Here is a 22,386-nt window from a genome sequence, read left to right as displayed (position 1 = left end):
GCCGGGTCGAACTAGCCCTGAGTCTGGTGCCCAGCAACGGTGATATCAAGCACCGGTGCAGCGCGGATGCCGAAAACGAACGGCCCCGCAATCCGGTAGCGGATTGCGGGGCCGTGCTCGAGGTCTCGGGTCAGCCGACCGAAACCGGGTGCTTCACCGTTTCGACGTTCTCGGTACGCAGCTGCTCGAGCTTCGCACCCTCGACGTCGATATCGGGCACGACGCGGTCGAGCCACTTCGGCATCCACCACGCCCACTTGCCCATGATCACCAGCAGCGCGGGCACCACGACCATGCGAACGATGAACGCGTCGATCGCCACACCGGCGGCCAGCGCGAAACCGAACGACTTGGCGGTGACGTCGGTCTCCAGGATGAAGGAGCCGAACACCGAGATCATGATGATCGCGGCCGAGGTCACCACGCGGGCACCGTGGTGGTAACCGGCGACCATCGCGTCCTTGGCCGACTTGCCGTGCACGAATTCCTCGCGCATGCGGGTCACCAGGAACACCTGGTAGTCCATGGCCAAGCCGAAGACCAAGCCGATCAACATGATCGGCAGGAAGCTGACCAGCGGCTGCGGATCTTCGATCAGGCCGAACTTGCCCTGCTGGAAGATCAGCACCGTCGCACCGAAGGTGGCGCCCATCGACAAAAGGAAGCCGAGTGCGGCGGTGAGCGGGACCAGGATCGAGCGGAACACCAGGATCAGCAGGATGAACGCGGCACCGGCCACGATCGCCAGGTACGGCAGGATCTTGCTGAGCAGTACATGGTCGACATCGGCGTAGATGGCGGTGGTGCCGGTGATGCCGTACTCCATGCCGTACTGCGCGTTCAGATCCGCTTCCGCGCCACGCGCTTCGGCGACCAGATCCTTGGTGTCCTGGTTGTTCGGACCGGACTTCGGGACACCGTTGAGCATGGCGCCCTGGTTGTCCTTGCTCCACATCGGCTCGGTGACGTAATCCATGCCCTCGTAGGACTCGAGCTTGGCGCGCAGCGCGCCGACGGCGGCCTCGCGCTCACCCTCGGGCGTCGCACTCAGGTCAGCGGCCACCATGAGCACACCGTTGCTGCCCTCGCCGAAGCCTTCGGTCCGCAGGTCGTAGGCCTTACGGATGGTGGAGGTCTTCGGCATGCTGTCGTCACCGGGCAGGCCGAGGTTCAGGCCGGCGGCGGGCGCGGCGAGCGCGCCGAGCACGATCACCGACAGGATCAGCGCGACCCACGGCGCCTTGGCGATCAGCTTGGCGAAACGCTGGCCGTTGGTGACCGAGGTGTCGTCGTCGGGATCGTGCTGCGCCACGATCGGCAGCTTCGGCTTGAACAGCGACTTGCCGAAGGCGCCCATCAGCGCCGGCATCAAGGTGACGGCGGTGAGCACGGCGAACGCGGCGGCGATGGCGCCACCCAGACCCATGAAGGTCAGGAATTCCACGCCGACGATGCCGAGCGCGCCGAGCGCGATGATGACGGTGAGACCGGCAAACACCACGGCCGAACCGGCGGTACCGAGCGCGGTACCCGCGGCTTCTTCGGCCGAATCACGCACGGCCAGTTCGTGTTTGTACCGGGAGACGATGAACAGCGCGTAGTCGATCGACAGCGCGATACCGATCATCGAGGCCAGGAAGGTGGTGAAGCCGGGCACCTCCATCACCGAGGTACCGAGCATGATCAGCGAGGTCGCCGCGCCGAGGCCGACGATGGCGGTGATGATGGGCACGACCGCGGCGACGATGGCGCCGAAGGCCACCACCATCACGATCAGCGCGACACCCATGCCGATCAGTTCGGACTTGCCGCTCGGCTGTTCCTGCTTCATCGCGATCGAGCCGCTGAGTTCGACGGTCAGCCCGGCGTTGCGGGCTTCGGCGCCGACCTCGAAGGCGGCGTCGCGCTCGGCGTCGGTCACGTCGGTGACGGCCTTGATGGTGAACGGGACGCTGAGCACGCCGACGGTGCCGGGTGCGGTCTCGCTCAGCACGTTGAGCGGGGCCGACGAACACTTCGACGGGTCAGGGGCGGCGAGGCAGCCCATCTCCTCGGTGGCCGCGATGGGGCTGGCCAGCTTCTTCTCGTGATCGACGATCGACAGGTCGTTGAGCTTGGCGATGAACGCGTCGATCGCGGCCCGGTTGGCCGGGTCGGTGAGCTTCTGCCCCTCCGGAGCGCCGATCACGTAGGTGCCGGTGACGGCATCCATCGAGAACTGCTCCGACATGCCTTCGAAGTGCTTGTCGAGGATCTCGTTGGCGCGGGCCGACGGGAGCTCGGGCATGCTGAAGTCGTTGGACATCGGCTTGCTCAGGGTGGCGCCGAGGCCGCCGAGCAGCACGAACAGCAGTAGCCAGACCGGCAGGACAATCCATTTACGGCGGAAAGCGAACTTTCCCCATCTGTACAGGTATACGGACACGCGTGTGCTCCTAGCGCGAAGAACGGGTGGGTGGCATGGCTCGTAGACAGCACTCGCGGGCCACCCCTGCGGGACCCGCCTCCACAACATCGTTTTCTGCCTACCGTGCGGTAGGTAGACTACCTAGTGGATAAGTGGAGGAGCAACCTCAATATTGGGGGCGCCGGATCCGTCACACCGAATCATGGGAGGATTGCCGCCATGCCCGCCCGAGACATCGCCGACACCGTCACCGCAGGTGGGGGTACTAAACAGGCGATCCGCGACGCCGCAGTACAGCTGTTCGCCGCCAAGGGTTTCGAACAGACGAGCCTGCGCGAGGTAGCGGATGTGGTGGGAATCACGAAGGCTTCGCTCTATTACCACTACGCGTCGAAGCTCGATCTGCTTCTGGCGATCATCGATCCGATCATCGATCACATGCGCGACATCGTCGAGGACATCGAGGCCGTTCCTTACAACGGCGAGGGCATTCGCGCGGTCCTGCGCACCTACCTGCGCGGCATGATCCGCCATCGCGACGCGGGGGCGCTCTGCGTGCGCGACACCGCGGCCATCGTCAACGCCATCGCCGATCGCTATCCCGACCTGATGGAACCCACCCGTGAGCTGCGGCTGTGGCTGGCCGGGCCCGATCCGACCCAGAACTCGATGCTGCGTGCCGCCGCCGCCATCGAGGTGCTCGGAGTGGCGCTGCTGTCCTCGGAGCTGGCACCGGGCGCCACCGACGAGTTGGTCGAGAAGACTCTCCTCGACGCGGCAACCTGCGTACTGACCGGCTGTATCAATTCGGCGTGAGCGGGCGGCCCGCGTGGTGACGCTTCGCTACCGCCTCCGGCCGCTGACCGCTCGATCCAGGAGCACCGCGTAAGTTCGACACCGTGCATATCACCGCCAGGGTCGATTACGCGGTGCGAACGCTGCTCGAGCTCGCCGCGGCCGACGGAGTCGTCAAGTCCGAGGCCATCGCCGCCGCCGCGCAGATCCCACCGAAGGTGCTGGAGACGGTGCTGGCCGAACTGCGTCGCGCCGAGCTCGTGCTGAGCAGGCGCGGGCCCGACGGCGGGTATCGCCTCGGCAGGCCCGCGACCGAGATCTCGGTGGCCGATGTGATCCGCGCCGTGGAGTCGCCGCTGGCGTCGGTGCGCGGGCAGCGGCCCGAAGACGTGCGGTATCCGGGCGCGGCGGAACCGCTGCAGCAGGTATGGATCGCGCTGCGGGTCAATATTCGGGCCGTGCTGGAGAACGTCTCCATCGCCGACGTCGCCACCGACCGGCTGCCCGGTTTCATCGGTGAACTGGTCGCCGACCCCGGCGCCTGGGTGCGTCGCGAGCCGCGTACACCCGCAGGCACATGAAGTTGTCCACAGGCTGAGAGTTGTCCACAGGGCAGGTAAAAGTGCTCGGCGCTGCTCACCCGCGCGCTGTAGCCTTCGACCATCATGTTGATCACCCTGCTGCGGACCTACCTGGCCCCGTACCGCGCCCAGCTGGCGGGTGTCCTCGTACTCCAGCTGATCTCGGTTATCGCGATGCTCTACCTGCCCAGCCTCAATGCCGATCTGATCGACGACGGTGTCACCAAGGGCGACATCGGTTTCATCTGGACCACCGGTCTGTGGATGCTCGCGGTGAGCTGCGTGCAGATCGTGGCCTCGGCCGCGTCGGTGTACTTCGGCGCGCAGGCGGCGATGGGCGCCGGTCGCGACATGCGCGGTGGCGTGCTGCACCGGGTGGAGACGTTCTCGGCCAGAGAGGTGGGGATGTTCGGCGCGCCGTCGCTGATCACCCGCTCGACCAACGACATCCAGCAGGTCCAGCTGCTCATCGTGATGTCGGTGACAATCCTGGTGATGGCGCCGATCATGTGCGTCGGTGGCGTCATCATGGCGCTGCGCGAGGATCTCGGGCTCTCGTGGTTGCTGCTGATCGCGGTGCCCGCCCTCGCCCTCTCCATGGGCACGATCGTGGCCAGGATGGTGCCGGGGTTCCGGCAGATGCAGGAACGCATCGACGGAGTCAACCGCGTGCTGCGCGAGCAGATCACCGGTATCAGGGTGGTCCGCGCGTTCGTGCGCGAGCGGCAGGAGATCTGGCGCTTCGGGATGGCCAACACCGCGCTCACCGACGCGTCGCTGCGCGTCGGCAAGCTGATGGCGCTGATGTTCCCGACCGTGATGTTGATCAGTAATCTCACCGCTGTCGGCGTGATCTGGTTCGGCGGTCACCATGTGGACAACGGCACGATGCAGATCGGCTCGCTCACCGCGATGCTGTCCTACGTCATGCAGATCCTGATGGCCGTCATGATGGCCTCGTTCCTGGCGATGATGGCCCCGCGCGCGGCCGTCTCCGCCGATCGGATCGGCGCGGTGCTCGAGACCGAGTCCTCGGTGCGCCCGCCGCGGTTGCCGCAGTCGTTCAAGGGCGACCAGGCCACGGTCGACCTGCAGTTCGCGGAATTCGCCTACCCCGGCGCGGAGAAGCCGGTGTTGCGCGGTATCCGATTCCAGGTGTCGCCCGGTACCACCACTGCCGTCGTCGGTTCCACCGGCGCGGGCAAGACCACGCTGATCAACCTGATCCCGCGTCTGATCGACGTCACCGACGGCGCGGTCTACGTCGGCGGCACCGATGTACGCCACCTCGACCTCGAACTTCTGCGTAGTGGGATCGGATTGGTGCCGCAGAAGGCATATCTGTTCTCCGGCACCATCGCGACCAACCTGCGCTACGGCAACCCCGACGCCACCGACGACGAACTCTGGCACGCGCTCGAGGTCGCCCAGGCGGCCGACTTCGTGCGGGAGATGCCGCAGGGTCTCGACACTCCGGTGGCCCAGGGCGGCACCACGGTGTCGGGCGGTCAGCGTCAGCGGCTGTGTATCGCCCGCGCGCTGGTGCGCAGGCCGCGGATCTTCCTGTTCGACGATTCGTTCTCCGCGCTCGATGTCGCCACCGACGCCCGGCTGCGCGCCGCGCTCAAGCCCGAGACCGCCGACGCGTCGGTGATCATCGTGGCCCAGCGGATTCAGACGATTCGAGACGCCGACCAGATCGTCGTCCTCGAAGACGGTGCGATGGCCGGCATCGGAACCCATGACCAATTGATGCAGCGCTGCTCGGAGTACCGCGAGATCGTCGAGTCCCAGCTGAGCGTGGAGGAAGCCCGATGAGGCCAGGTGGACCCGTTCCCGGAGCGCCGGGAACGAAGGCCAAGTCGTTCCGTCCGTCGCTGAAGCGACTGGTGAGCAGGCTGGCCCCCGAGAAGTTCACCGTCGGTGTGATCGTCGCGCTGGTGATCACTTCCGTGGTGCTCAATACGCTCGGCCCGTATCTGCTCGGCAGGGCGACGAACCTGGTGTTCGACGGCTTCGTCGGTAAGCAGCTCGAGCCCGGCCTCACCAAGGACCAGACCGTCGAGCTGCTACGCAGCCAGGGCGAGACCACCCGCGCCGACATGCTCTCGGCGATGAACGTGATCCCCGGTACCGGCATCGACTTCGACGCCGTCGGCCGCGTGCTGATGCTCGTGCTCGCGCTGTACGTGGCCGCCGCGATCTTCGGCTGGCTGCAGGGTTATCTGCTCAATATCGCCATCAACCGCACCGTGAAGCGGCTGCGCGACGAGGTGGAGCAGAAGCTGCATCGGCTGCCGCTGCGCTACTTCGACACCGCGCCGCGTGGTGACGTGCTCAGCCGCGTCACCAACGACGTCGACAATGTCTCGCAGAGCCTGCAGCAGACGATGAGCCAGCTGCTGGTCTCGCTGTTCACCGTGGTCGGCATCCTGATCATGATGTTCTGGATCTCGCCGCTGCTGGCACTGATCGCGCTGCTCACGGTGCCCGCCGCGATCGTGGTCACCGCGCAGATCGCCAAGCGGTCCAAGCCGCACTTCGTCAACCAGTGGAAATTCACCGGCGAGGTGAACTCCTCGGTGGAAGAGGCCTACACCGGCCACGAGATCATCACCGCGTTCGGCCGCGGCCGCGAGGTCGGCGAGGAGTTCGACAAGCGCAACGACAAGCTCTACGACGCGAGCTTCAAGGCGCAGTTCATCTCCGGCCTGATCATGCCCGCCATCATGTTCCTCGGGAACGTGAACTTCGTGTTCATCGCACTGGTCGGCGGGCTGCGGGTGGCCACCGGCAATCTGTCGCTCGGCGACGTGCAGGCGTTCATCCAGTACTCGCGCCAGTTCAGCCAGCCGCTCACCCAGATCGGTGCGATGGCGAACCTGCTGCAGTCCGGCGTCGCCTCGGCGGAACGGATCTTCGAGATCCTCGACGCCGAGGAGCAGTCCCCCGATCCGGTGGTGGAGATCGCGCGCCCGGTGGATCGCGGGCGGGTGGAGTTCGAGGCGGTGTCCTTCGGTTACGACCCGGAAACCCCTGTCATCGAACGGCTTTCGCTGGTAGCCGATCCCGGCCACGTGGTCGCCATCGTCGGCCCGACCGGCGCGGGCAAAACCACGCTGGTGAACCTGCTGATGCGCTTCTACGAACTCGACGCGGGCACCATCGCCATCGACGACGTCGACATCACCACCATCACCCGCGACCACCTGCGCTCGCGCATCGGCATGGTGCTGCAGGACACCTGGCTGTTCAAGGGCACCATCCGCGAGAACATCGCCTACGGCAATCCGACGGCGCCGGAAGCCGACATCCAGGCCGCGGCCAGGGCGGCCTACGTCGACCGGTTCGTGCACTCGCTCCCCAACGGCTACGACACGGTCATCGACGAAGAGGGCGGCGGGGTGAGCGCGGGCGAGAAGCAGCTCATCACGATCGCCCGCGCGTTCCTGGCCAAGCCGTCGATCCTGATCCTGGACGAGGCGACCAGCTCGGTCGACACCCGCACCGAGTCGCTGGTCCAGCACGCCACCGCGGCCCTGCGCCGCGATCGCACCAGTTTCGTGATCGCGCATCGGCTTTCGACGATCCGGGACGCGGATCTGATCGTCGTGATGGACAAGGGGCGCATCGTCGAACACGGCACCCACGAGCGGCTGCTGGCCGAGCGCGGGCCCTACTACAACCTGTACAACGCCCAGTTCGCGGCCGCTCAGTAAGGCCCTGGCACGATGGGTCGGTGGCCGACAGCAGCGAGTTCTCCTTCGAAGTAGGCACCCGTCTGGACGGGGGCAGGCACGGCCGGACCGGCGTGATCTCCACCCCGCACGGCGAGATCGCCACGCCCGCTTTCATTCCGGTGGGAACGAAGGCTTCGGTGAAGGCCGTGCTACCGGAGACGATGCGCGAGATCGGGGCGCAGGCGCTGCTGGCCAACGCCTACCACCTGTACTTGCAGCCCGGCGCCGACGTGGTCGACGAGGCGGGTGGGCTCGGGAAGTTCATGAACTGGCCGGGGCCCACCTTCACCGACAGCGGCGGTTTCCAGGTGATGTCGCTGGGGGTCGGTTTCAAGAAGGTCCTCGCCATGGAGGCTGTGGACATCCGGTCCGATCAGGTGATCGCGGCGGGCAAGGAGCGCCTGGCCACCGTCGATGACGACGGGGTCACCTTCCGTTCGCACCTGGACGGCTCGAAGCATCGCTTCACACCCGAGGTGTCGATGGGCATCCAGCACGAACTCGGGGCCGACATCATGTTCGCCTTCGACGAGCTGACCACCTTGATGAATACCCGCGGCTATCAGGAGAAGTCGTTGCAGCGCACGCACGAGTGGGCGCAGCGGTGCATCGACGAGCACGAACGGCTCACCGCGGTGCGCGGTCATCGTCCGTATCAGGCGCTGTTCGCGGTGATCCAGGGTGCGCAGTACGAAGACCTGCGGCGCAAGGCTTGTCGTGAGCTGGAGTCGATCCGGGGCAGTGGTGGAACGGAATTCGACGGTTACGGCATCGGCGGAGCGCTGGAGAAGCACAATCTCGGCACGATCGTCGGGTGGTGCTGTGATGAGCTGCCCGAGGCCAAACCGCGCCACATGCTGGGAATCAGCGAGCCGGAGGACATGTTCACCGCGATCGAGAACGGGGCGGACACGTTCGACTGCGTCAATCCCTCGCGGGTGGCGCGCAATGCCGCGATCTATGTCGACGAGGGGCGGTTCAACATCAACACCGCCCGGTTCCGTCGCGACTTCACCCCGATCGACGAGAACTGTGACTGCTACACCTGCGCCCACTACACCCGCGCCTACCTGCATCACCTGTTCAAGGCCAAGGAAATGCTCTCGGCGACGCTGTGCACAATTCACAACGAGCGCTTCACGATTCGCCTCGTCGACCGGATCAGGGCCAGCATCGAGGGCGGCTACTTCGACGAGTTCAAGAAGGAGTTCCTGGGCCAGTGGCGGGGCCGGATCAAGGTGCCGGGGGAGTAGGCGGCGGACCTTCCGATCCGCCGCCCGCCCTGCGGGCTAGTCGTGCAGCGCGTCGACCTTCGCCGGAGCGTAGGTCGGTTCGGTCTTCTTGAGCACGGCGATGACGCGGTAGGTGATGGGCATGACGAGCACCTCGCACAGGGTCTTCCACAGGAAGCCGACGATGACGTAGTTGATGAACGACTGCCAGGTGTTGATGCCGATGGCGGTAGCGGCGATCGAGCAGAAGATCAGGGTGTCGGCGAACTCGCCGACAACGGTGGAGCCGATCAGGCGAGCCCACAGGTGCTTTTCCTTGGTGCGCTCTTTGATCAGTACCAGGGTGGCCGAGTTCAGCAGCTGACCGACGAAGTAGCCGGCGAGACCGGCGAGCACCAGCTGAGGGGTGGTGCCGAGGACCGTGCGGAAAGCTTCCTGGTTCTCGTAGAAGCCCGCGGGGGGCAGCTGGATGGCGATGTAGAAGCAGGCGACGGTCAGCAGCAGCGCGGCGAAACCGGTGTAGATGGCGTGGCGGGTGGCGCGGAAGCCGTAGACCTCGCTGAGCACGTCGCCGAGGATGTAGGCCAGCGGGAACAGGAAGAAGGCGCCGTCGGTCGCGATCGGCAGGATCTGGATCGGGCCCAGCATCACCGAACTGTCGGTGAAGAACTCCACACCTTTGGTGGCGCAGATATTGGAGATGATCAGCGTCGCGGTGAACAGGGCGACGATTACCGGATAGAACCCCCGCGCAACCTGGGCGAATGCCGCATGTTCCGGCGCGGGGTGCCCAGATTCAGCTGGTTTGTCGAGCGAGTTTGTATCAGTCACGAGCCCCATTCTCCCAAGAAACACCCCGTCCACTACCCGAGCCCGCTAAACCCGATACGTCTCTACCCAAAGGGGCCCGCCCCGATCTGGACTGACCGGAGGGTGCGACGAAGGAGTACCCGGAGGGAGGGAAGATCGGGGCCTCCAGGGCCCCGCTCGAGCGCGCCAGCGCTCCAAAAAAACAGCCCGTACACTACCCGGGGCCGGTGCGCCCGATATATCCTCTTCCCGCCTCGAAACGCCCAGCGTTCCACGGAACACCGTTGTGGAATACCCTGTAGCAATGACGAATCCCGGCGATTCCGACGAGTGGTGGAAGCAGTACGGCGGCTCCGGCGTGTCCCCGGAGTCCGGCGCGCCGGGTTCGGTGCCGCAGCATCCGACCGCCCAGCCGTCGCAGCCTTCCCAATATCCGTCGTCGCCGCAGTATCCCCAGCAGCCGGCGCCGCCCCCCTCGCAGCCTCAGTACCCGCAGCAGCCGTCGCAGCCGCAGTACCAGCAGCCCAATCAGCCGCAGTACCCGCAGCAGCCGCCCGCTTACGGGCAGCAGCCCGGCTACGGCGGCTATCCGGCGGCGGGTGCGTACCAGCCCTACGGGCAGTACCCGCAGCCGCAGGGCACCAACGGTCTGGCGATCGGCGCGCTGGTCTCCTCGCTGATCGGGCTGTGCAGCTGCGGTGTCGGCGCGATCGTCGGCATCATCCTCGGCGTGATGGCGCTCAACCAGATCAAGGAGCGCGGCGGCGAAGGTAAGGGCATGGCGCAGGCAGGCATCTGGATCGGTGTCGCCGCGATCGTGGGCTGGATCCTCTACATTCTCTTCTTCGTGGTGCTCGGCATCGCCGGTGGACTCGACTCGTCCACGACCTACTGATCTCACAACGAAACAGGGGCGCTTCCGGATTCCGGAAGCGCCCCTGTTGTTTTCGTCAGGTGTGGGGAATCAGCCCTTGACGACCTGCGTGCCGCCGGCGAACTTGTCGTGCCAGCCCTGCTTGTTCGGGTCGTTGCTGATCGTGACCATGATGTAGATCGCCAGGCCGAGGCTGACGAGCCCACCGACGCAGGGAATCAGGCCGACGATCGTGAACAGGTTGCGCTTGAGGGACTGCTCGGGCGTCAGGCTCGGCGCGCCACCGGGGGCGAGTACGCGCAGGCCGAGGATCTTCTTGCCCAGGCTCTGGCCCTGCTGGGTGACCTCCATGGCGACGAAGTAGCCGTAGATGGCCAGCGACAAGATCAAACTGGTGGCGATCTGGCCACCGGTGCCGCTACCGACGATGAGCCCGAGCACGATCGCGACGGGGATGCCGACGATCAGGTAGTCGATCAGACGCGCACCGATCCGGATTCCCAGGTCGGCGGCCTGTACCCCGCCGAAGCCCTGCTGCTGACCGTACTGGCCCTGCTGCGGGTAGGGCTGCTGCTGACCGTACGGGTCCTGCCCGTAGGCCGGCTGCTGCTGGCCGTAGGGGTCCGGCTGGCCGTAACCGGGCTGGGGTGCGCCGCCGTGTCCGGGCTGGCCGTACGGCTGCTGCTGGCCGTAGCCGGGCTGCGGCTGCTGCTGGCCGTAGGGGTCCTGGCCGTAGCCGCCGGGCTGACCGCCCTGCGGGTACTGGTTGGGGTCGTAACCACCGCTGGTCATAATCTCAGTCCTCGTTTTGATCTTCTAGATCGGTCTATGCGTACGTTACGGACATCCCTCTGGTCGGAACAACCCGATAGGCTCGAGTATCCATGGTTTCTCGGGGATACGCGCTGGGTCGAAAACATCGCGCAGCTCGCCGGTCGTCCGCGCGGAATACCCGAGTGACTCCGCGATCGCCGCCACCACGTCTCCGGGCGTGTGGCCCCGGGCACGTTGGTCCGAAAGGCTCACGGCGCCATCGCGTTTCGCCAGTCGCTTGCCTTCCTCGTTGAGCACGAGCGGCACGTGGGCATAAGTCGGGGCGGTGAGTCCGAGCAGTTCCGCGAGATACGCCTGGCGCGGGGTGGACGGCAGCAGATCGTCGCCGCGAACCACCTGGTCGACGCCCTGGGCGGCATCGTCGACGACGACGGTGAGGTTGTAGGCGGGGACACCGTCGCCGCGGCGCAACACCAAATCGTCGACAGCGCCCCGATATCGGCCGTGCAATAGGTCGGTGATCTCGTACTCGGTGACGTCGGCGCGCAATCGCACTGCGCCGACGCGTCCTTCGGCCCGCTTGGCCGCGCGCTGGGCGTCGCTGAGCTCACGGCAGGTGCCGGGGTAGGCGCCCATCGGCCCGTGCGGCGCGGTGGCGGCCTGCTGGATTTCGCGTCTGGTGCAGAAACATTCATAGGTGCGTCCGGCTGCGGTCAGTTCGGCCACAGCGGCGGCGTAGCTCGGCAGCCGTTCGGATTGGTAGACCACGGGGCCGTCCCAGTCGATGCCGATCGCGGCGAGGTCGTCGAGCTGACCCGCGGCGGCGCCGGGCCGGACCCGGTCCAGATCGTCGACGCGGATCAGGAACTCGCGCGCGGAAGTTCGCGCGAAAAGCCAGGCGAGTACCGCGGTACGCAGGTTTCCCACGTGCAGCTCGCCCGAAGGGCTCGGCGCGTAGCGGCCCGCGCCTCGACTCGTTGGCACTCCACGATCCTAGGTGGGCTCGCGGCACAGCCGCGTGCGTAGCCGCTCCTCGGCGATGCCGTCGCCGGCATCGAGCGCGTCGAGCAGCTCCCGCGCGTGCGCGATCAGTCCGGCGCGGTCGACATCGTGCTGCTGGGCATTCGCCGGGTAGGACCCGAGTCGCTCGCTCGCCCGGCGCAGTAGAGTACCCGCGCCTTTGGCGTTGCCGCGCTGGATGTGGGTGAGGCCGACGGCGTATTGGGCCAGCCCTTGCCAGAGCATCCGTTCGGCAACCGGCCCGTTCTTCCATGCCGCCTCCAATACCTCGTGGGCATTGAATGCCAATCCGTCGTCCAGCAGTTGCTGAGCGAAGGTGAGAGTTTGCTGGGGTCCGAGGTCGAGGTCGTCGGGAATTCGGGCGACTCCGGCACTGCCGGGGGGCAGCGGTCGGCCGAGTCGATCGCGGGGACGGTCGTTACGGGCACGACCTGCGGTGTCACGGTCACGGGAGATCATTCCCCCATGATCCACGCCTGCCCTCGATGGTGCTCATGTGACTGCTGAGGTACTCGAGAAATTGACGTATCACGGACTAATCACACGGAAGTAAATGGGGATGTGTCAACCAGATCGGGAATGGGTAAGAGGCCTGGCAATGCCTCCGCAAACGTGAAGCTTCGCAAGGTTGGCAAAACGATATGGGAAAGCAAATTCTCTTCCGCAACATTGCGGAAGACCTGCTAGTGTTTCTTCCGCGGGGGCAGCCCCCGGAGGCGGAAACGCCTCGATGCGCTGGTTCGTGCCGGTCGGTTGCGCGCGCCGTGTGGCAGTGCCTTGTGTGCCACGAAGTAACTCATCGGTCGCGCCGGATTTCGGAATGTTGCAACGATTCCAGGAGTTATCCCCTCTTCTCGATGAACCAAAGGAGCAAGTGCCGTGGAAGTTGATGTAACCGACGCTGTGTGGCGGAAGAGCACCTACAGCGGACCCGATGGGAACTGCGTCGAAGTAGCCTTTCTCGCCGGCGGCGACATCGCCGTTCGTGACACCAAGGATCGTGGTCGCGGACCCGTACTGGCCTTCGGTCCAGGGCAGTGGCGAGCCTTCCTCGCCGATGTCACCGCGGGAGAGTTCGCGCGGGGCTGACCCGCGAGATGCATCTCGAATGGGCAATACCGGCCCCGAGTCGAGCGGACTCGGGGCCTTCTCAGTGATCTCGGCGGGGTGGCCTATCGTGGCCGGATGACCACGATGGCCGCGCGTGACGCGACGATGTACTGGCTGTCGCGGCGCACCGCCAACGACGTGTTCCTGCTCTACTCTTTCGCCGAAACCGATTCCGCCACCGACGAACTCCGCGCTTTCATCGCCGCGCGCGCCGCGCGCATTCCGGATCTGCGGATCCGGTTGCAGGAGATTCCGGGCGATCTCGACTACCCGCGCTGGGTTCCGGCCGAATTCACCTCCCAGCAATTCGTGCACCACAGGCCGGACGGCCTGTCGTGGCAGGCGTTGCTCGCGGATCTGGGCGAACTCCTGGGAACCGGTGTCGTCGCGACCGAATTTCCTTGGCGTGTCCATGTTTTCCGGTCGGTTCACTCCGCACCACGGTCGGCCGCGCCCGTTGTGGTGGTGGTGCTGCAACTTTCGCACGCACTGGCCGACGGCACCCGTGCCGCCGCCATCGCGCGAGCGCTCTTCGGGATGGCTGTGGATGAAGCTGTTGTCCACAGCACACCCGATGTGCCTGTGGACAACTCGGCAGATCACCCGGTCGGACCTGGTAAAACTTCTGCACAGCCTGGGGATTCCTGTGGACAACCCTGTGGATGGATCGCTCGGCGAGTCGATCCGAGAGTGCTTGGGGTGCTGCGTCTTCCCGCACAGCTCGCGGCGACGGTGTGGCGCGGGCGGGCCGCGTACCTCGCGCAGCGGGAATTGGCGGACCGGACGGCCGCCGGTGAGGTACCCGCGGCCACAACCGGGTTCGCGCCCTGTGCGCTGAATCCGGCTACCGCGGTCGACGGTCACACCGTGAGAATGCTCGTCGTCGATGCGGACGACCTCCGCATTCCGGGCAAAACCGTCACTGTTGTTGCGTTGACGGCGATTTCGCGGGCACTGGTCGACTATCTCTCGCAGCGAGGTGAGCAACCGGAACGGCTGGGTACCGCACTACCGATGGCACTTCCGGGGCCGAGTGCGGCCCGCAACAACTACCGCGGACTGTCCATCGACCTGCACATCGACGAACCCGACCTGCGTACGCGCGCGAACCTCATCGCCGATGAACTCGCTGCCCGCCGCGAACGAGCGCTGAATCCGCTGCTCTCCGCGCAGGATCGAGTCGGCGATGTCGTCCCCGCGGTGCTGGCGGTGCGTGATGTCGAACGGGCCGAACTGGACAATGTCCCCGCGGCGCTCGATGGCAATACCGTCGTGTCCAGTGTGTATCGCGGGCCGGCCGATCTCGCCTTCGCGGGTGCCCCGGTCCTGTTCACCGGCGGTTTTCCGGCTCTCGGTACCGTCATGCACCTGACTCACGGTGTCCACGGCATCGGCGAAACGATCACGCTGTCCGTGCATTCCGATCCGTGGGTGCTGTCCGATCCGGACCGCTACCTGGAATTGCTCGCCGTCGCGCTCGATGCGGTCGTCGCCGCGCACCGCTGATCCGCGGGGCAGGACCAGTTTTCACCGACGTCGACCGTGGCCGACGCTGTTTCCCGCGCGATCGAGCTCCGCGCCCACCGCGAGCAGCGCCGAGTGCAAGGCCGTCGCCGGGTCGGTTCCCGCGGCTTCACCCTCGATCACGCCGTCGATCCGGAACGGGCAGAAGTATCCGGTTCCGCTGTCTCCCCGGTGTGGTCGCCCGATCTCGATCAGCGGGCCGGTTCGATGCGCCGCGGCGATCGCCGTCGCGAGGGCCGCATCGGCAGCTCGCGGATCACGTCGACGAGTGCCTGGCAGCGCGGGCGTCGATTGCGCGTGTACCCGCTCGTACCACGCGATCACCTCGAAAGACGCGGCTCGCGTGCCGGTTTCGTAGTGTCCCAGCGCCGCCCTGCTGTACGGAACGCGCGCGGCCAACGCCGCCAGCGACAACCCCGACTCTTCCCGCAATCGCCGCAACCGAGCTCCGACGACGCCGTTCCCCTGCTCGCCCCGACTGGACATGGGCTCATCGTAGAGAACTGTAGACGTTTGTAGACGCTTTTTGCTGTCCAAAAGGTCTTGGCGGCGACCATACTTTCTCGTGGCGGCTCGGCGACCACCATACCGCGCCACTCGTGCAAGCACTGACTCGTTCGGAGGGGAACCGATGGAGATCTATCTGTGGATTGCCGTGGGGCTGTTCGTGTTCGGGGCGCTGAGCCGCTACCTACTACTCACACCGCCCGCCGAACGCGGGCGCCCGAGCGTCGCCGAGATCAGGCGGCGGCTTCAGGCCGAGCGCGAGGGACCCGGCCACGACTCGACATTGCCGTCGGTGCGCAGCATTTCCGCCAGCAGCTTCTCGGCGTCGGATTTCTCCCGCGCCAGCACGCTCCAGCCGCGTACCAGGCCGTCGGGGCCCGATTTCGTCGTCCACGAGCCGACGGCATGAGCACCCTGGGGATGCAGCGAGTAGTAGATGGTGCCGACCGGGAACGCGATGTCCATGCCGCGCATCCAGCCGGTGAGCGCCTCGCCCTCCCAGACCCGCATCTCGCCACGTACCTGGGCGACCGGATCGGCTTCGGGCGCAGGCGGTTCAGCGGCCGAGTCGAGCATCAGATGGTCACCCTCGTGCCGGATGGTCACCGCCGCTACCTCGACCTCGTCCGCGTGGTTCGCCGGTTTCTGCCAGGCTGCCCACCAGTCACCCGCCAGGTCGACGCGGTTGTCGACGATGCCCGCCAGCTCCGCCAGCGAGACCTGCAACGCGTCGGCCAATCGGACAGCGACCGGCAGTGTCGGCGATTGCTCCTCGGACTCGTACCTGGTGATCTGGCGCGAGCTCACCCCGATCGCGGTGGCCAGCGCGGGCTGCGAGAGCCCGAGCAGCCTGCGCCGCTCCTGGATCACCTTCCCCGTCCCGGTGTTCATACAGTCATCGCCTCCATTGCCTGCCCCTCCCGTCACACCCTGCTGGACACTTCCGCACCAGACCCGCCGACATCGCGGGCCGCCGCCCTCCGCTACGAAGACCACTGGCGCGCCGCGCATGCCGACTGTCTGGCCGATTCTTCCATTTCTTCGCTCCAGCAGGCCCGTTTCGTGCTGACTCAGCACAACGGATGCGGCCCGCGCTGCCTACAGCACCTGGCGGCGACGGCCTACAGCACCGGATTGATCGACGACATCTGACCCTACGGCGCGACCTCGGACGTCGTCACCGTTCGGCTACCAGCGAATCCGGACCCGACACGTTGACGAACTGATTGCGAGACGGCGAAGGTGCTGCGATCGCTATTACCGTCGAGGTATGAGTGTGGACCCCTTGGCGGAAGGCGACGGCGCCACCATCCTCGAACGCCCAGGTCTGCGCCAGCGATGGTGGCGTTTGCGCAGGCCGTTCGTCCTGCCGTCACAACGGGCCACCGCCGACAACATCGTCGCCGCACCCACCCCGCTGCAACCGATCGACCTCGCCGACGACGCCGAGGTGTCGCAGGTACTCGACCTGGCCGTGCGCGTGGGTGAGGTCGTCCTCTCCGCGGGTACCGGTGTCGGTGACACGTCAGCGCAGGTCCGCTTCATCGCCTCGACCTACGGTCTGAACAGCTGCGATATCGACGTCACCTTCGACGCGATCCGTATCTGGGCCGACCGTGGACCCAGCCTGCCGCCGGCCAGCGATATGCGCGTCGTGAAGTACCGCTCGCTCGACTTCACGCGGTTGGCCGCGGTCGACCGGCTGACGCGCCGCATTCGCAGCCAGATCGTCCCCGTCGACCAGGCGCACGCCGCCCTCGACGAACTGATCTCGTCGCGCCACCCCTACCCGCGCTGGGTGTCGACGGCGGGTTGGTCGCTGCTGGCGGCGGCGATCGCGGTGCTGCTCGGCGGTGGGTTCGTTCTCGCCGCGATCAGTTTCGTGAGCACCGCGGCGATCGACGTGGTGAACCGATACCTGCATCAGCTCGGTCTGCCGATGTTCTTCCAGCACATGGTCGGTGGTGTCATCGCCACGATCCCGGCCATCGCGCTCGCCTCGATCAGCGACCACTGGCGTTCCGACGCGGCGCTGATCGTCGCGGCGGGCATCACCGTGCTGCTGTCCGGTCAGCAGTTGGTGGGTTCGGTGCAGGATGCCATCACCGGCGCGCCGATCACCGCGGCCGCCCGCATGCTCGAAGTGGTGATGATGACCGGCGGCATCGTCGCGGGCATCGGTCTGGCCCTGCGGATCTCGACGATGATGGGGATCGCGGTGCCCGAGATCGCGGCCAGCGCGGGCCGCGACACCGATGATCTGGCGATCAAGCTGGTGGCCGGTGCGGTCGCGGCGATCGCCTTCGCGATGGCCTGTTACGCGGAGCGTCGGGCGCTGTTCGCGGCCGGGCTCAGCGGTGCGGGCGGCACCATGGCCTTCCTCGGCGCGCAGGACATCGGTTTCGGGCCGGTGGTGTCGGCCGGCCTGGCGGCCACGGTGATCGGCCTCGCCGGTGGTCTGATGGCGCGTCGCGCGCTCACCCCGCCCCTGGTCGTCGCGGCGGCGGGCATCACGCCGCTGCTGCCGGGTCTGAAGGTATATCGCGGGCTGTATGCCCTGCTCGAGGACGAAACGCTGCTCGGTTTCGGGCAGATCCTCGGGGCGTTCGGTGTCGGCTGCGCGCTGGCCGCGGGCGTCATCCTGGGTGAATGGTTCGACCGGTTGCTGAGTCGTCGTGGTGCGCCGCGCGACTTCGATCCGTCGTTCACCAGCGACCGATGAGGTAGATCGGCGAAGTTCAGATCTGCACGAGGGTGCTGGTCAGATCTGCACGAGGGTGCTGGTCAGATCTGCACGAGGGTGCGTGGCCCGTCGGCGGCCGTGTCGGCGGGCGCCGGGTCCTGGATGCGTGGTTTTCCTGCCGCCCAGCGCATCTGGCTGCGCGCCGCGGGTGCCTCGGTGGCCGCGGGGATGACCAGCAGCGCGAGCGCGGCGCCGTTGCTGCCGACCACGTGCATGATGCGCGCGGCCTGGTCGTTGCGGGCTGTGCTGTCGCCGGATTCGCTGGTGGTCCAGTCGAATCCGAGCCGGGCCAGCTTGCCGATCCGCGGTCCGACCGCGGTCACCAACTGGTGCAACTCGGTCATCGGCTGGTCGGTTCGCGGCCACCAGGCGCCGTCGATCGGCCCGGTGGTGGCTGTGCGGTCACGCAGCATCAGCCGGATCGGCCCGGACGCGTCGCGCCCGATGCTCGTTTCAGGTGATGTATTCACTTCGTTCTGTACTTTCTGATTTCTGTGCGATCGACGCGCTCGTGGCATCGACCGGCGCGATCCGAACTCCGGATCGGCGCGAAGGCTGGGTACCCACTGGACTGCGTCGGCACGCACATCTGTGTTGGGGCGGCGACGACGGTATGTGGGTGTGGTGGGGGTCTCCCGCACCATCGGGGCTCACTCTACGGATGCCCACTGACAGATCCACCGATTAAACGAACAGGGCCCCGACCGGCGAACCGATCAGGGCCCTGCTGTTGCGGAGGATAGGGGATTTGAACCCCTGAGGGCGTTAACCCAACCCGCGTTCCAGGCGAGCGCCATAGGCCACTAGGCGAATCCTCCGTGGAGCAGCATAGCGGGTCGCAGGGGGTCGATGCCAAACCGGGCCCCCGCGACCGCTTCTGACCTGCTACTTCTTCAGAGCGGCCAGTACCTTGCGGACCTGGGTCTCGGCGGCGGTGCGCATGGCCGCCTTGTCGACGGTGCGCATCGTCGACACCTCGATCTCCACCTTCACCGAGATGTTGCTGTCGTGCGCGGCCACCACGACGGAGTAGTCGCTCGGGATGGAGCCGTAGGTGTGCTGCTCGCTGGCGTAGTACGCCTCCGTGCCGAGGCCGCTCACCGGGCCGTGGTCGTAGTCCTTGCCGGTGGTCTTGGTGTCGTAGCCCTTCCAGCGCGCGTAGTCGGACTCGGTCTCGCTCTCGGTCTTGAACTCGACCTCGAGACCCAGGGCCGCGTCGTTGGCGTTGCGGCCCGACTCCTGGTTCTTGGCGTCGCAGTCGTAGGAGCCGCCGCCGATGTACTCCGACGGGCCACGCTCGGTGTGGGTGGTCGTCTCGCGCGTGGACGACCACTGATTCAGCACGGTGAGATCGACCAGGTCGCAGGCGTTCTTGCCGTCTTTGTAGACGTAGCTACCCGCCCACTTGTCCGGATCGGGTCCGAAGGGGTTGTCGTCGTCGACCTTGTTGGCCGTGAACGCGATCAGCCCGATCACGAGCGCGCCCACCGCCACAATGGCGCCACCGACGATCCACCAGACCGCCTTGTTGCCCGACGAGGGCGGCCGCGGCGGTGCGCCCCATTGCGGCTGCGGCGCTTGATAGGCGCCCGCTTGCGGATGCGCGTACTGCTGCGGCTGTGGGAACGGTTGTGGATTCGCTCCGCTCTGATAAGGCCCGGGCGGCGCGGTGTAGGGCTGGGGGTTCGCGCCGCTCTGATAGGGCCCGGGCGGTGCGGTGTACGGGCCGGGCGCGCCGATATTGCCGCGCAGCACTGTCGGGTCGGCTTGGGCGGGGTTCTGACCTGCGCCTTCGCCTGGTCGTTCCCACCATGCGACGGTGGGGTCGGACGGCGGCACACCGTCGCCGGGTGGTCGCTGATTCGGGCCGGTCACGATCGGGCCCCCTCTCCAGTCATGGGGAACACCGAACCCCCGCTGCCGATATCGGATAGATCGTAGCCAGCGTCACCGTCGCCGCGGCGGTTATACGGTTGCGTACACTCGAGTATCGACTGGTCGGATGCGCTCGTCGTCGAGGGATATGAGGTGGAACACGTCGTGGGAACCGCGCGAACGCCCCGGGCCAGATGGGTCGAGGAGGGCCTGGCCGTACTGGCGTCCTCCGGCGTCGACGCCGTGCGGGTCGAGGCGCTGGCCAAGCGCATCGGCGTGACCAAAGGCGGGTTCTACGGTTACTTCGCCGACCGTGACGCACTACTCACCGCGATGCTCGACGTGTGGGAGAGCGAAGCGACAGATCAGGTGCTCGAACGCGTCGAAACCCTCGACCCGAAGACCAAGGCGCGCGTCGCGGGCCTGCTCACCTTCTCCAGCAATCGACTGCTCCCGATCGACCTCGCGATCCGCGACTGGGCCCGCCGCGACGACGACGTCGCCGCACGCCTTCGCCGCGTCGACAACACGCGAATGGCGTTGCTGCGCGAGACAATCGGCGTGTTCTGCGAAGATCCCGACGAGGTCGAAGCCAGGAGTCTGCTCGCCTTCTGCGCCACCATCGGCAGCCACTTCCTGGCCGCCGATCACGCGGGCCGCACCCGCGTCGAGGTCCTCACGCGCGCCGCCGACCTGCTATTCGAAGACCGGAATCGCTAGTACCGCGAACAACCGCTACACTGGCCGACGGATCCCGCGCGGCGAGCATCCTGTGAACTCCCCCAGGGCCGGAAGGCAGCAAGGGTCAACGGGCTCTGCCGGGTGCGCGGGGTCCCCTTTATTTTCAGGGGTCCCCGCTCCGACCGATCGGCCTACGCACCTTCGCAGCGTGCGAGCCTGATCCCGGCCCCGATACCCCGCCGATTGCGGGCAATCGCCGGGTAACGTTGCGCCTGTCAGCACGCATAGCGTGCACCCCCTTGCTGCTTCGAAAGGCTGCCCAGGATGCCCCGGCAAACGCAGATCGGTTTGATGAGCCACGAGGAACTCGTGTCCGAGCACGAGTCCCAGACCGCGAAATACGCGACGCTCAAAACTGAGAAGCTCACGCTGGATCTCACCCGAGGTAAGCCCTCGCCGGAGCAACTCGACCTGTCCTCGTCGCTGCTGTCCCTGCCGGGCGAGGGCGACTTCCGCGACGGCTCGGGCACCGACTGCCGCAACTACGGCGGCCTCACCGGTCTGCCGGAACTGCGCGCGATCTTCGGCGAACTGCTCGGTATCCCCGTCGAGCGACTGCTGGCGGGCAACAATGCCAGCCTCGAGATCATGCACGACATCATCGTGTTCTCGATGCTCTACGGCACCCCCGACTCCCCGCGCCGCTGGGTCGGCGACGAGCCGATCAAGTGGCTGTGTCCGGCCCCCGGCTACGACCGTCACTTCGCCATCACCGAGGCGCTCGGCATCGAGATGATCACCATCCCGATGCGCCACGACGGCCCCGATGTCCACGCCATCGCGACGCTGCTGACGAACGATCCGCAGATCAAGGGCCTGTGGGCGGTGCCGAACTACTCCAACCCCACCGGTGTCGTCTACTCGGAAGAGATTGTCCGCGAACTGGTTTCGCTGCCCGCCGCGGCACCGGACTTCCGGCTGTTCTGGGACAACGCCTACGCGGTGCACCCGCTCACCGATATCGCGGCGCCGGTCGTCGACGTACTCGGCCTGGCCGAGGCGGCGGGCAACCCGAACCGTCCGCTGGTGTTCGCGTCGACCTCCAAGATCACCTTCGCAGGTGCGGGCGTGAGCTTCTTCGGAGCGTCACAGGCCAACATCGACTGGTATCTGTCGCACGCCGCGAAGAAGAGCATCGGCCCCGACAAGCTCAACCAGCTGCGGCACCTGCGCTTCTTCACCGATGCCGAGGGTGTGCGCGACCACATGCAGAAGCACCGTGCGCTGCTCGAACCCAAGTTCGCGCTCGTGCGCCGCATCCTGGAAGACCGCCTCGGCGCGTCGAAGGTGGCGTCGTGGACCGAGCCCAAGGGCGGCTACTTCATCAGTCTCGACGTGCTCGAGGGCACCGCGGCCCGGGTGATCGCGCTGGCCAAGGAGGCGGGCATCGCGCTCACCGCCGCGGGCTCGGCGTTCCCGTACAGCAAGGATCCCGAGGACAAGAACATCCGCATCGCCCCCAGCTTCCCGCAGCTGCCGGAACTGGAGAAGGCGATGGACGGACTCGCGACCTGCGTGCTGCTCGCGGCCACGGAGAAGCTGCTCTGAGATCGCCTGCGTTGGGGGGGGCGCGAGGGCCCCCCCACCCGCCGGGGGGGTTTGTTACCCCCCGGCCGCACAGGGGGTGCCAGAGATTGGTGTGGGGGCGGGGCG

Annotated in this window: 20 protein-coding genes, 1 tRNA gene and 1 other RNA gene; 12 read left to right on the top strand and 10 right to left on the bottom strand. The window is 66.6% G+C overall.

Annotated elements, in window-relative coordinates; translation table 11 throughout:
• Nucleotides 1-130: 130 nt before the first annotated feature.
• On the bottom strand, nucleotides 131-2,425 hold the full coding sequence (locus ACFQ9R_RS27730; protein ID WP_378994458.1) for an MMPL family transporter: 2,295 nt from the start codon (nucleotides 2,423-2,425) through the stop codon (nucleotides 131-133).
• Nucleotides 2,426-2,626: 201 nt separating this feature from the next.
• On the opposite strand from ACFQ9R_RS27730, the gene ACFQ9R_RS27725 reads away from it, so the two are divergent.
• The 5 genes from ACFQ9R_RS27725 (at nucleotide 2,627) to tgt (ending at nucleotide 8,776) form a co-directional block, all read left to right on the top strand.
• Nucleotides 2,627-3,223 carry a TetR/AcrR family transcriptional regulator gene (locus ACFQ9R_RS27725; protein ID WP_378994456.1) on the top strand — a complete coding sequence of 199 codons (597 nt, stop codon included), beginning with the start codon at nucleotides 2,627-2,629 and terminating at the stop codon, nucleotides 3,221-3,223.
• 83 nt (nucleotides 3,224-3,306) lie between these two features.
• Entirely contained in the window at nucleotides 3,307-3,783 is a 477-nt protein-coding gene (locus ACFQ9R_RS27720) for an Rrf2 family transcriptional regulator (RefSeq protein ID WP_358102957.1), read from the top strand.
• An 84-nt stretch (nucleotides 3,784-3,867) separates the two neighbouring features.
• On the top strand, nucleotides 3,868-5,601 hold the full coding sequence (locus ACFQ9R_RS27715; RefSeq protein ID WP_378994454.1) for an ABC transporter ATP-binding protein: 1,734 nt from the start codon (nucleotides 3,868-3,870) through the stop codon (nucleotides 5,599-5,601).
• Nucleotides 5,598-7,502 carry an ABC transporter ATP-binding protein gene (locus ACFQ9R_RS27710; RefSeq protein WP_378994451.1) on the top strand — a complete coding sequence of 635 codons (1,905 nt, stop codon included), beginning with the start codon at nucleotides 5,598-5,600 and terminating at the stop codon, nucleotides 7,500-7,502. Before ACFQ9R_RS27715 ends, ACFQ9R_RS27710 begins: the two co-directional genes overlap by 4 nt.
• A gap of 20 nt (nucleotides 7,503-7,522) precedes the next feature.
• Complete coding sequence (gene tgt / locus ACFQ9R_RS27705) at nucleotides 7,523-8,776, top strand: tRNA guanosine(34) transglycosylase Tgt (protein WP_378994448.1); 1,254 nt, start codon at nucleotides 7,523-7,525, stop codon at nucleotides 8,774-8,776.
• A 36-nt stretch (nucleotides 8,777-8,812) separates the two neighbouring features.
• Here the strand turns inward: tgt and ACFQ9R_RS27700 are convergent, their stop codons facing one another.
• Nucleotides 8,813-9,595, bottom strand: a complete 783-nt coding sequence (locus ACFQ9R_RS27700) for a queuosine precursor transporter (protein ID WP_378994446.1) — start codon at nucleotides 9,593-9,595, stop codon at nucleotides 8,813-8,815.
• A 274-nt stretch (nucleotides 9,596-9,869) separates the two neighbouring features.
• Between ACFQ9R_RS27700 and ACFQ9R_RS27695 the strand changes: the two genes are divergently transcribed.
• A complete protein-coding gene (locus ACFQ9R_RS27695) occupies nucleotides 9,870-10,460 on the top strand; it encodes a DUF4190 domain-containing protein (protein ID WP_378994444.1) in 591 nt (196 codons plus the stop codon).
• A gap of 69 nt (nucleotides 10,461-10,529) precedes the next feature.
• Here ACFQ9R_RS27695 and ACFQ9R_RS27690 read toward each other — a convergent pair whose 3' ends face one another.
• From ACFQ9R_RS27690 to ACFQ9R_RS27680, 3 genes are read right to left on the bottom strand one after another with little or no spacing between them, the layout of a single operon-like run.
• On the bottom strand, nucleotides 10,530-11,231 hold the full coding sequence (locus ACFQ9R_RS27690) for an RDD family protein (protein WP_378994442.1): 702 nt from the start codon (nucleotides 11,229-11,231) through the stop codon (nucleotides 10,530-10,532).
• A 45-nt stretch (nucleotides 11,232-11,276) separates the two neighbouring features.
• A complete protein-coding gene (gluQRS, locus tag ACFQ9R_RS27685) occupies nucleotides 11,277-12,197 on the bottom strand; it encodes a tRNA glutamyl-Q(34) synthetase GluQRS (protein WP_378994440.1) in 921 nt (306 codons plus the stop codon).
• A gap of 9 nt (nucleotides 12,198-12,206) precedes the next feature.
• Complete coding sequence (locus ACFQ9R_RS27680; protein WP_378994438.1) at nucleotides 12,207-12,692, bottom strand: DUF309 domain-containing protein; 486 nt, start codon at nucleotides 12,690-12,692, stop codon at nucleotides 12,207-12,209.
• A gap of 420 nt (nucleotides 12,693-13,112) precedes the next feature.
• On the opposite strand from ACFQ9R_RS27680, the gene ACFQ9R_RS27675 reads away from it, so the two are divergent.
• Nucleotides 13,113-13,322 (top strand): DUF397 domain-containing protein, encoded by a 210-nt coding sequence (locus ACFQ9R_RS27675; RefSeq protein WP_378638552.1) that lies wholly within the window; start codon nucleotides 13,113-13,115, stop codon nucleotides 13,320-13,322.
• 96 nt (nucleotides 13,323-13,418) lie between these two features.
• On the top strand, nucleotides 13,419-14,849 hold the full coding sequence (locus tag ACFQ9R_RS27670) for a hypothetical protein (RefSeq protein ID WP_378994436.1): 1,431 nt from the start codon (nucleotides 13,419-13,421) through the stop codon (nucleotides 14,847-14,849).
• A gap of 21 nt (nucleotides 14,850-14,870) precedes the next feature.
• Here the strand turns inward: ACFQ9R_RS27670 and ACFQ9R_RS27665 are convergent, their stop codons facing one another.
• Together ACFQ9R_RS27665 and ACFQ9R_RS27660 are read right to left on the bottom strand one after the other, a co-directional pair.
• Entirely contained in the window at nucleotides 14,871-15,353 is a 483-nt protein-coding gene (locus ACFQ9R_RS27665) for a helix-turn-helix domain-containing protein (RefSeq protein WP_378994434.1), read from the bottom strand.
• A gap of 267 nt (nucleotides 15,354-15,620) precedes the next feature.
• Nucleotides 15,621-16,265, bottom strand: a complete 645-nt coding sequence (locus tag ACFQ9R_RS27660) for a helix-turn-helix domain-containing protein (RefSeq protein ID WP_378994432.1) — start codon at nucleotides 16,263-16,265, stop codon at nucleotides 15,621-15,623.
• Nucleotides 16,266-16,644: 379 nt separating this feature from the next.
• Here ACFQ9R_RS27660 and ACFQ9R_RS27655 point away from each other — a divergent pair, with 379 nt between their 5' ends.
• A complete protein-coding gene (locus ACFQ9R_RS27655) occupies nucleotides 16,645-18,096 on the top strand; it encodes a threonine/serine exporter ThrE family protein (protein WP_378994430.1) in 1,452 nt (483 codons plus the stop codon).
• A 62-nt stretch (nucleotides 18,097-18,158) separates the two neighbouring features.
• On the opposite strand, the gene ACFQ9R_RS27650 is transcribed toward ACFQ9R_RS27655, so the two are convergent.
• The 3 genes from ACFQ9R_RS27650 to ACFQ9R_RS27640 all read right to left on the bottom strand — a co-directional run bounded on the left by ACFQ9R_RS27650 (nucleotide 18,159) and on the right by ACFQ9R_RS27640 (nucleotide 19,992).
• Complete coding sequence (locus ACFQ9R_RS27650) at nucleotides 18,159-18,587, bottom strand: DUF5994 family protein (protein ID WP_378638566.1); 429 nt, start codon at nucleotides 18,585-18,587, stop codon at nucleotides 18,159-18,161.
• 263 nt (nucleotides 18,588-18,850) lie between these two features.
• Nucleotides 18,851-18,935, bottom strand: a tRNA-Ser gene (locus tag ACFQ9R_RS27645).
• 67 nt (nucleotides 18,936-19,002) lie between these two features.
• Nucleotides 19,003-19,992 (bottom strand): hypothetical protein, encoded by a 990-nt coding sequence (locus ACFQ9R_RS27640; protein ID WP_378994428.1) that lies wholly within the window; start codon nucleotides 19,990-19,992, stop codon nucleotides 19,003-19,005.
• A 165-nt stretch (nucleotides 19,993-20,157) separates the two neighbouring features.
• Here ACFQ9R_RS27640 and ACFQ9R_RS27635 point away from each other — a divergent pair, with 165 nt between their 5' ends.
• From ACFQ9R_RS27635 to ACFQ9R_RS27625, 3 genes are all read left to right on the top strand, one after another.
• On the top strand, nucleotides 20,158-20,712 hold the full coding sequence (locus ACFQ9R_RS27635; RefSeq protein ID WP_378660906.1) for a TetR/AcrR family transcriptional regulator: 555 nt from the start codon (nucleotides 20,158-20,160) through the stop codon (nucleotides 20,710-20,712).
• 26 nt (nucleotides 20,713-20,738) lie between these two features.
• An RNA gene (gene ffs / locus ACFQ9R_RS27630) (signal recognition particle sRNA small type) lies at nucleotides 20,739-20,833 on the top strand.
• 164 nt (nucleotides 20,834-20,997) lie between these two features.
• Entirely contained in the window at nucleotides 20,998-22,281 is a 1,284-nt protein-coding gene (locus ACFQ9R_RS27625; protein ID WP_378994426.1) for an aminotransferase class I/II-fold pyridoxal phosphate-dependent enzyme, read from the top strand.
• The last annotated feature ends 105 nt before the right edge of the window (nucleotides 22,282-22,386 follow it).

This window comes from Nocardia sp. NPDC056541, from assembly GCF_042794235.1.
Lineage (GTDB): Bacteria > Actinomycetota > Actinomycetes > Mycobacteriales > Mycobacteriaceae > Nocardia.
This window is presented reverse-complemented; position numbering and strand designations above follow the sequence as displayed.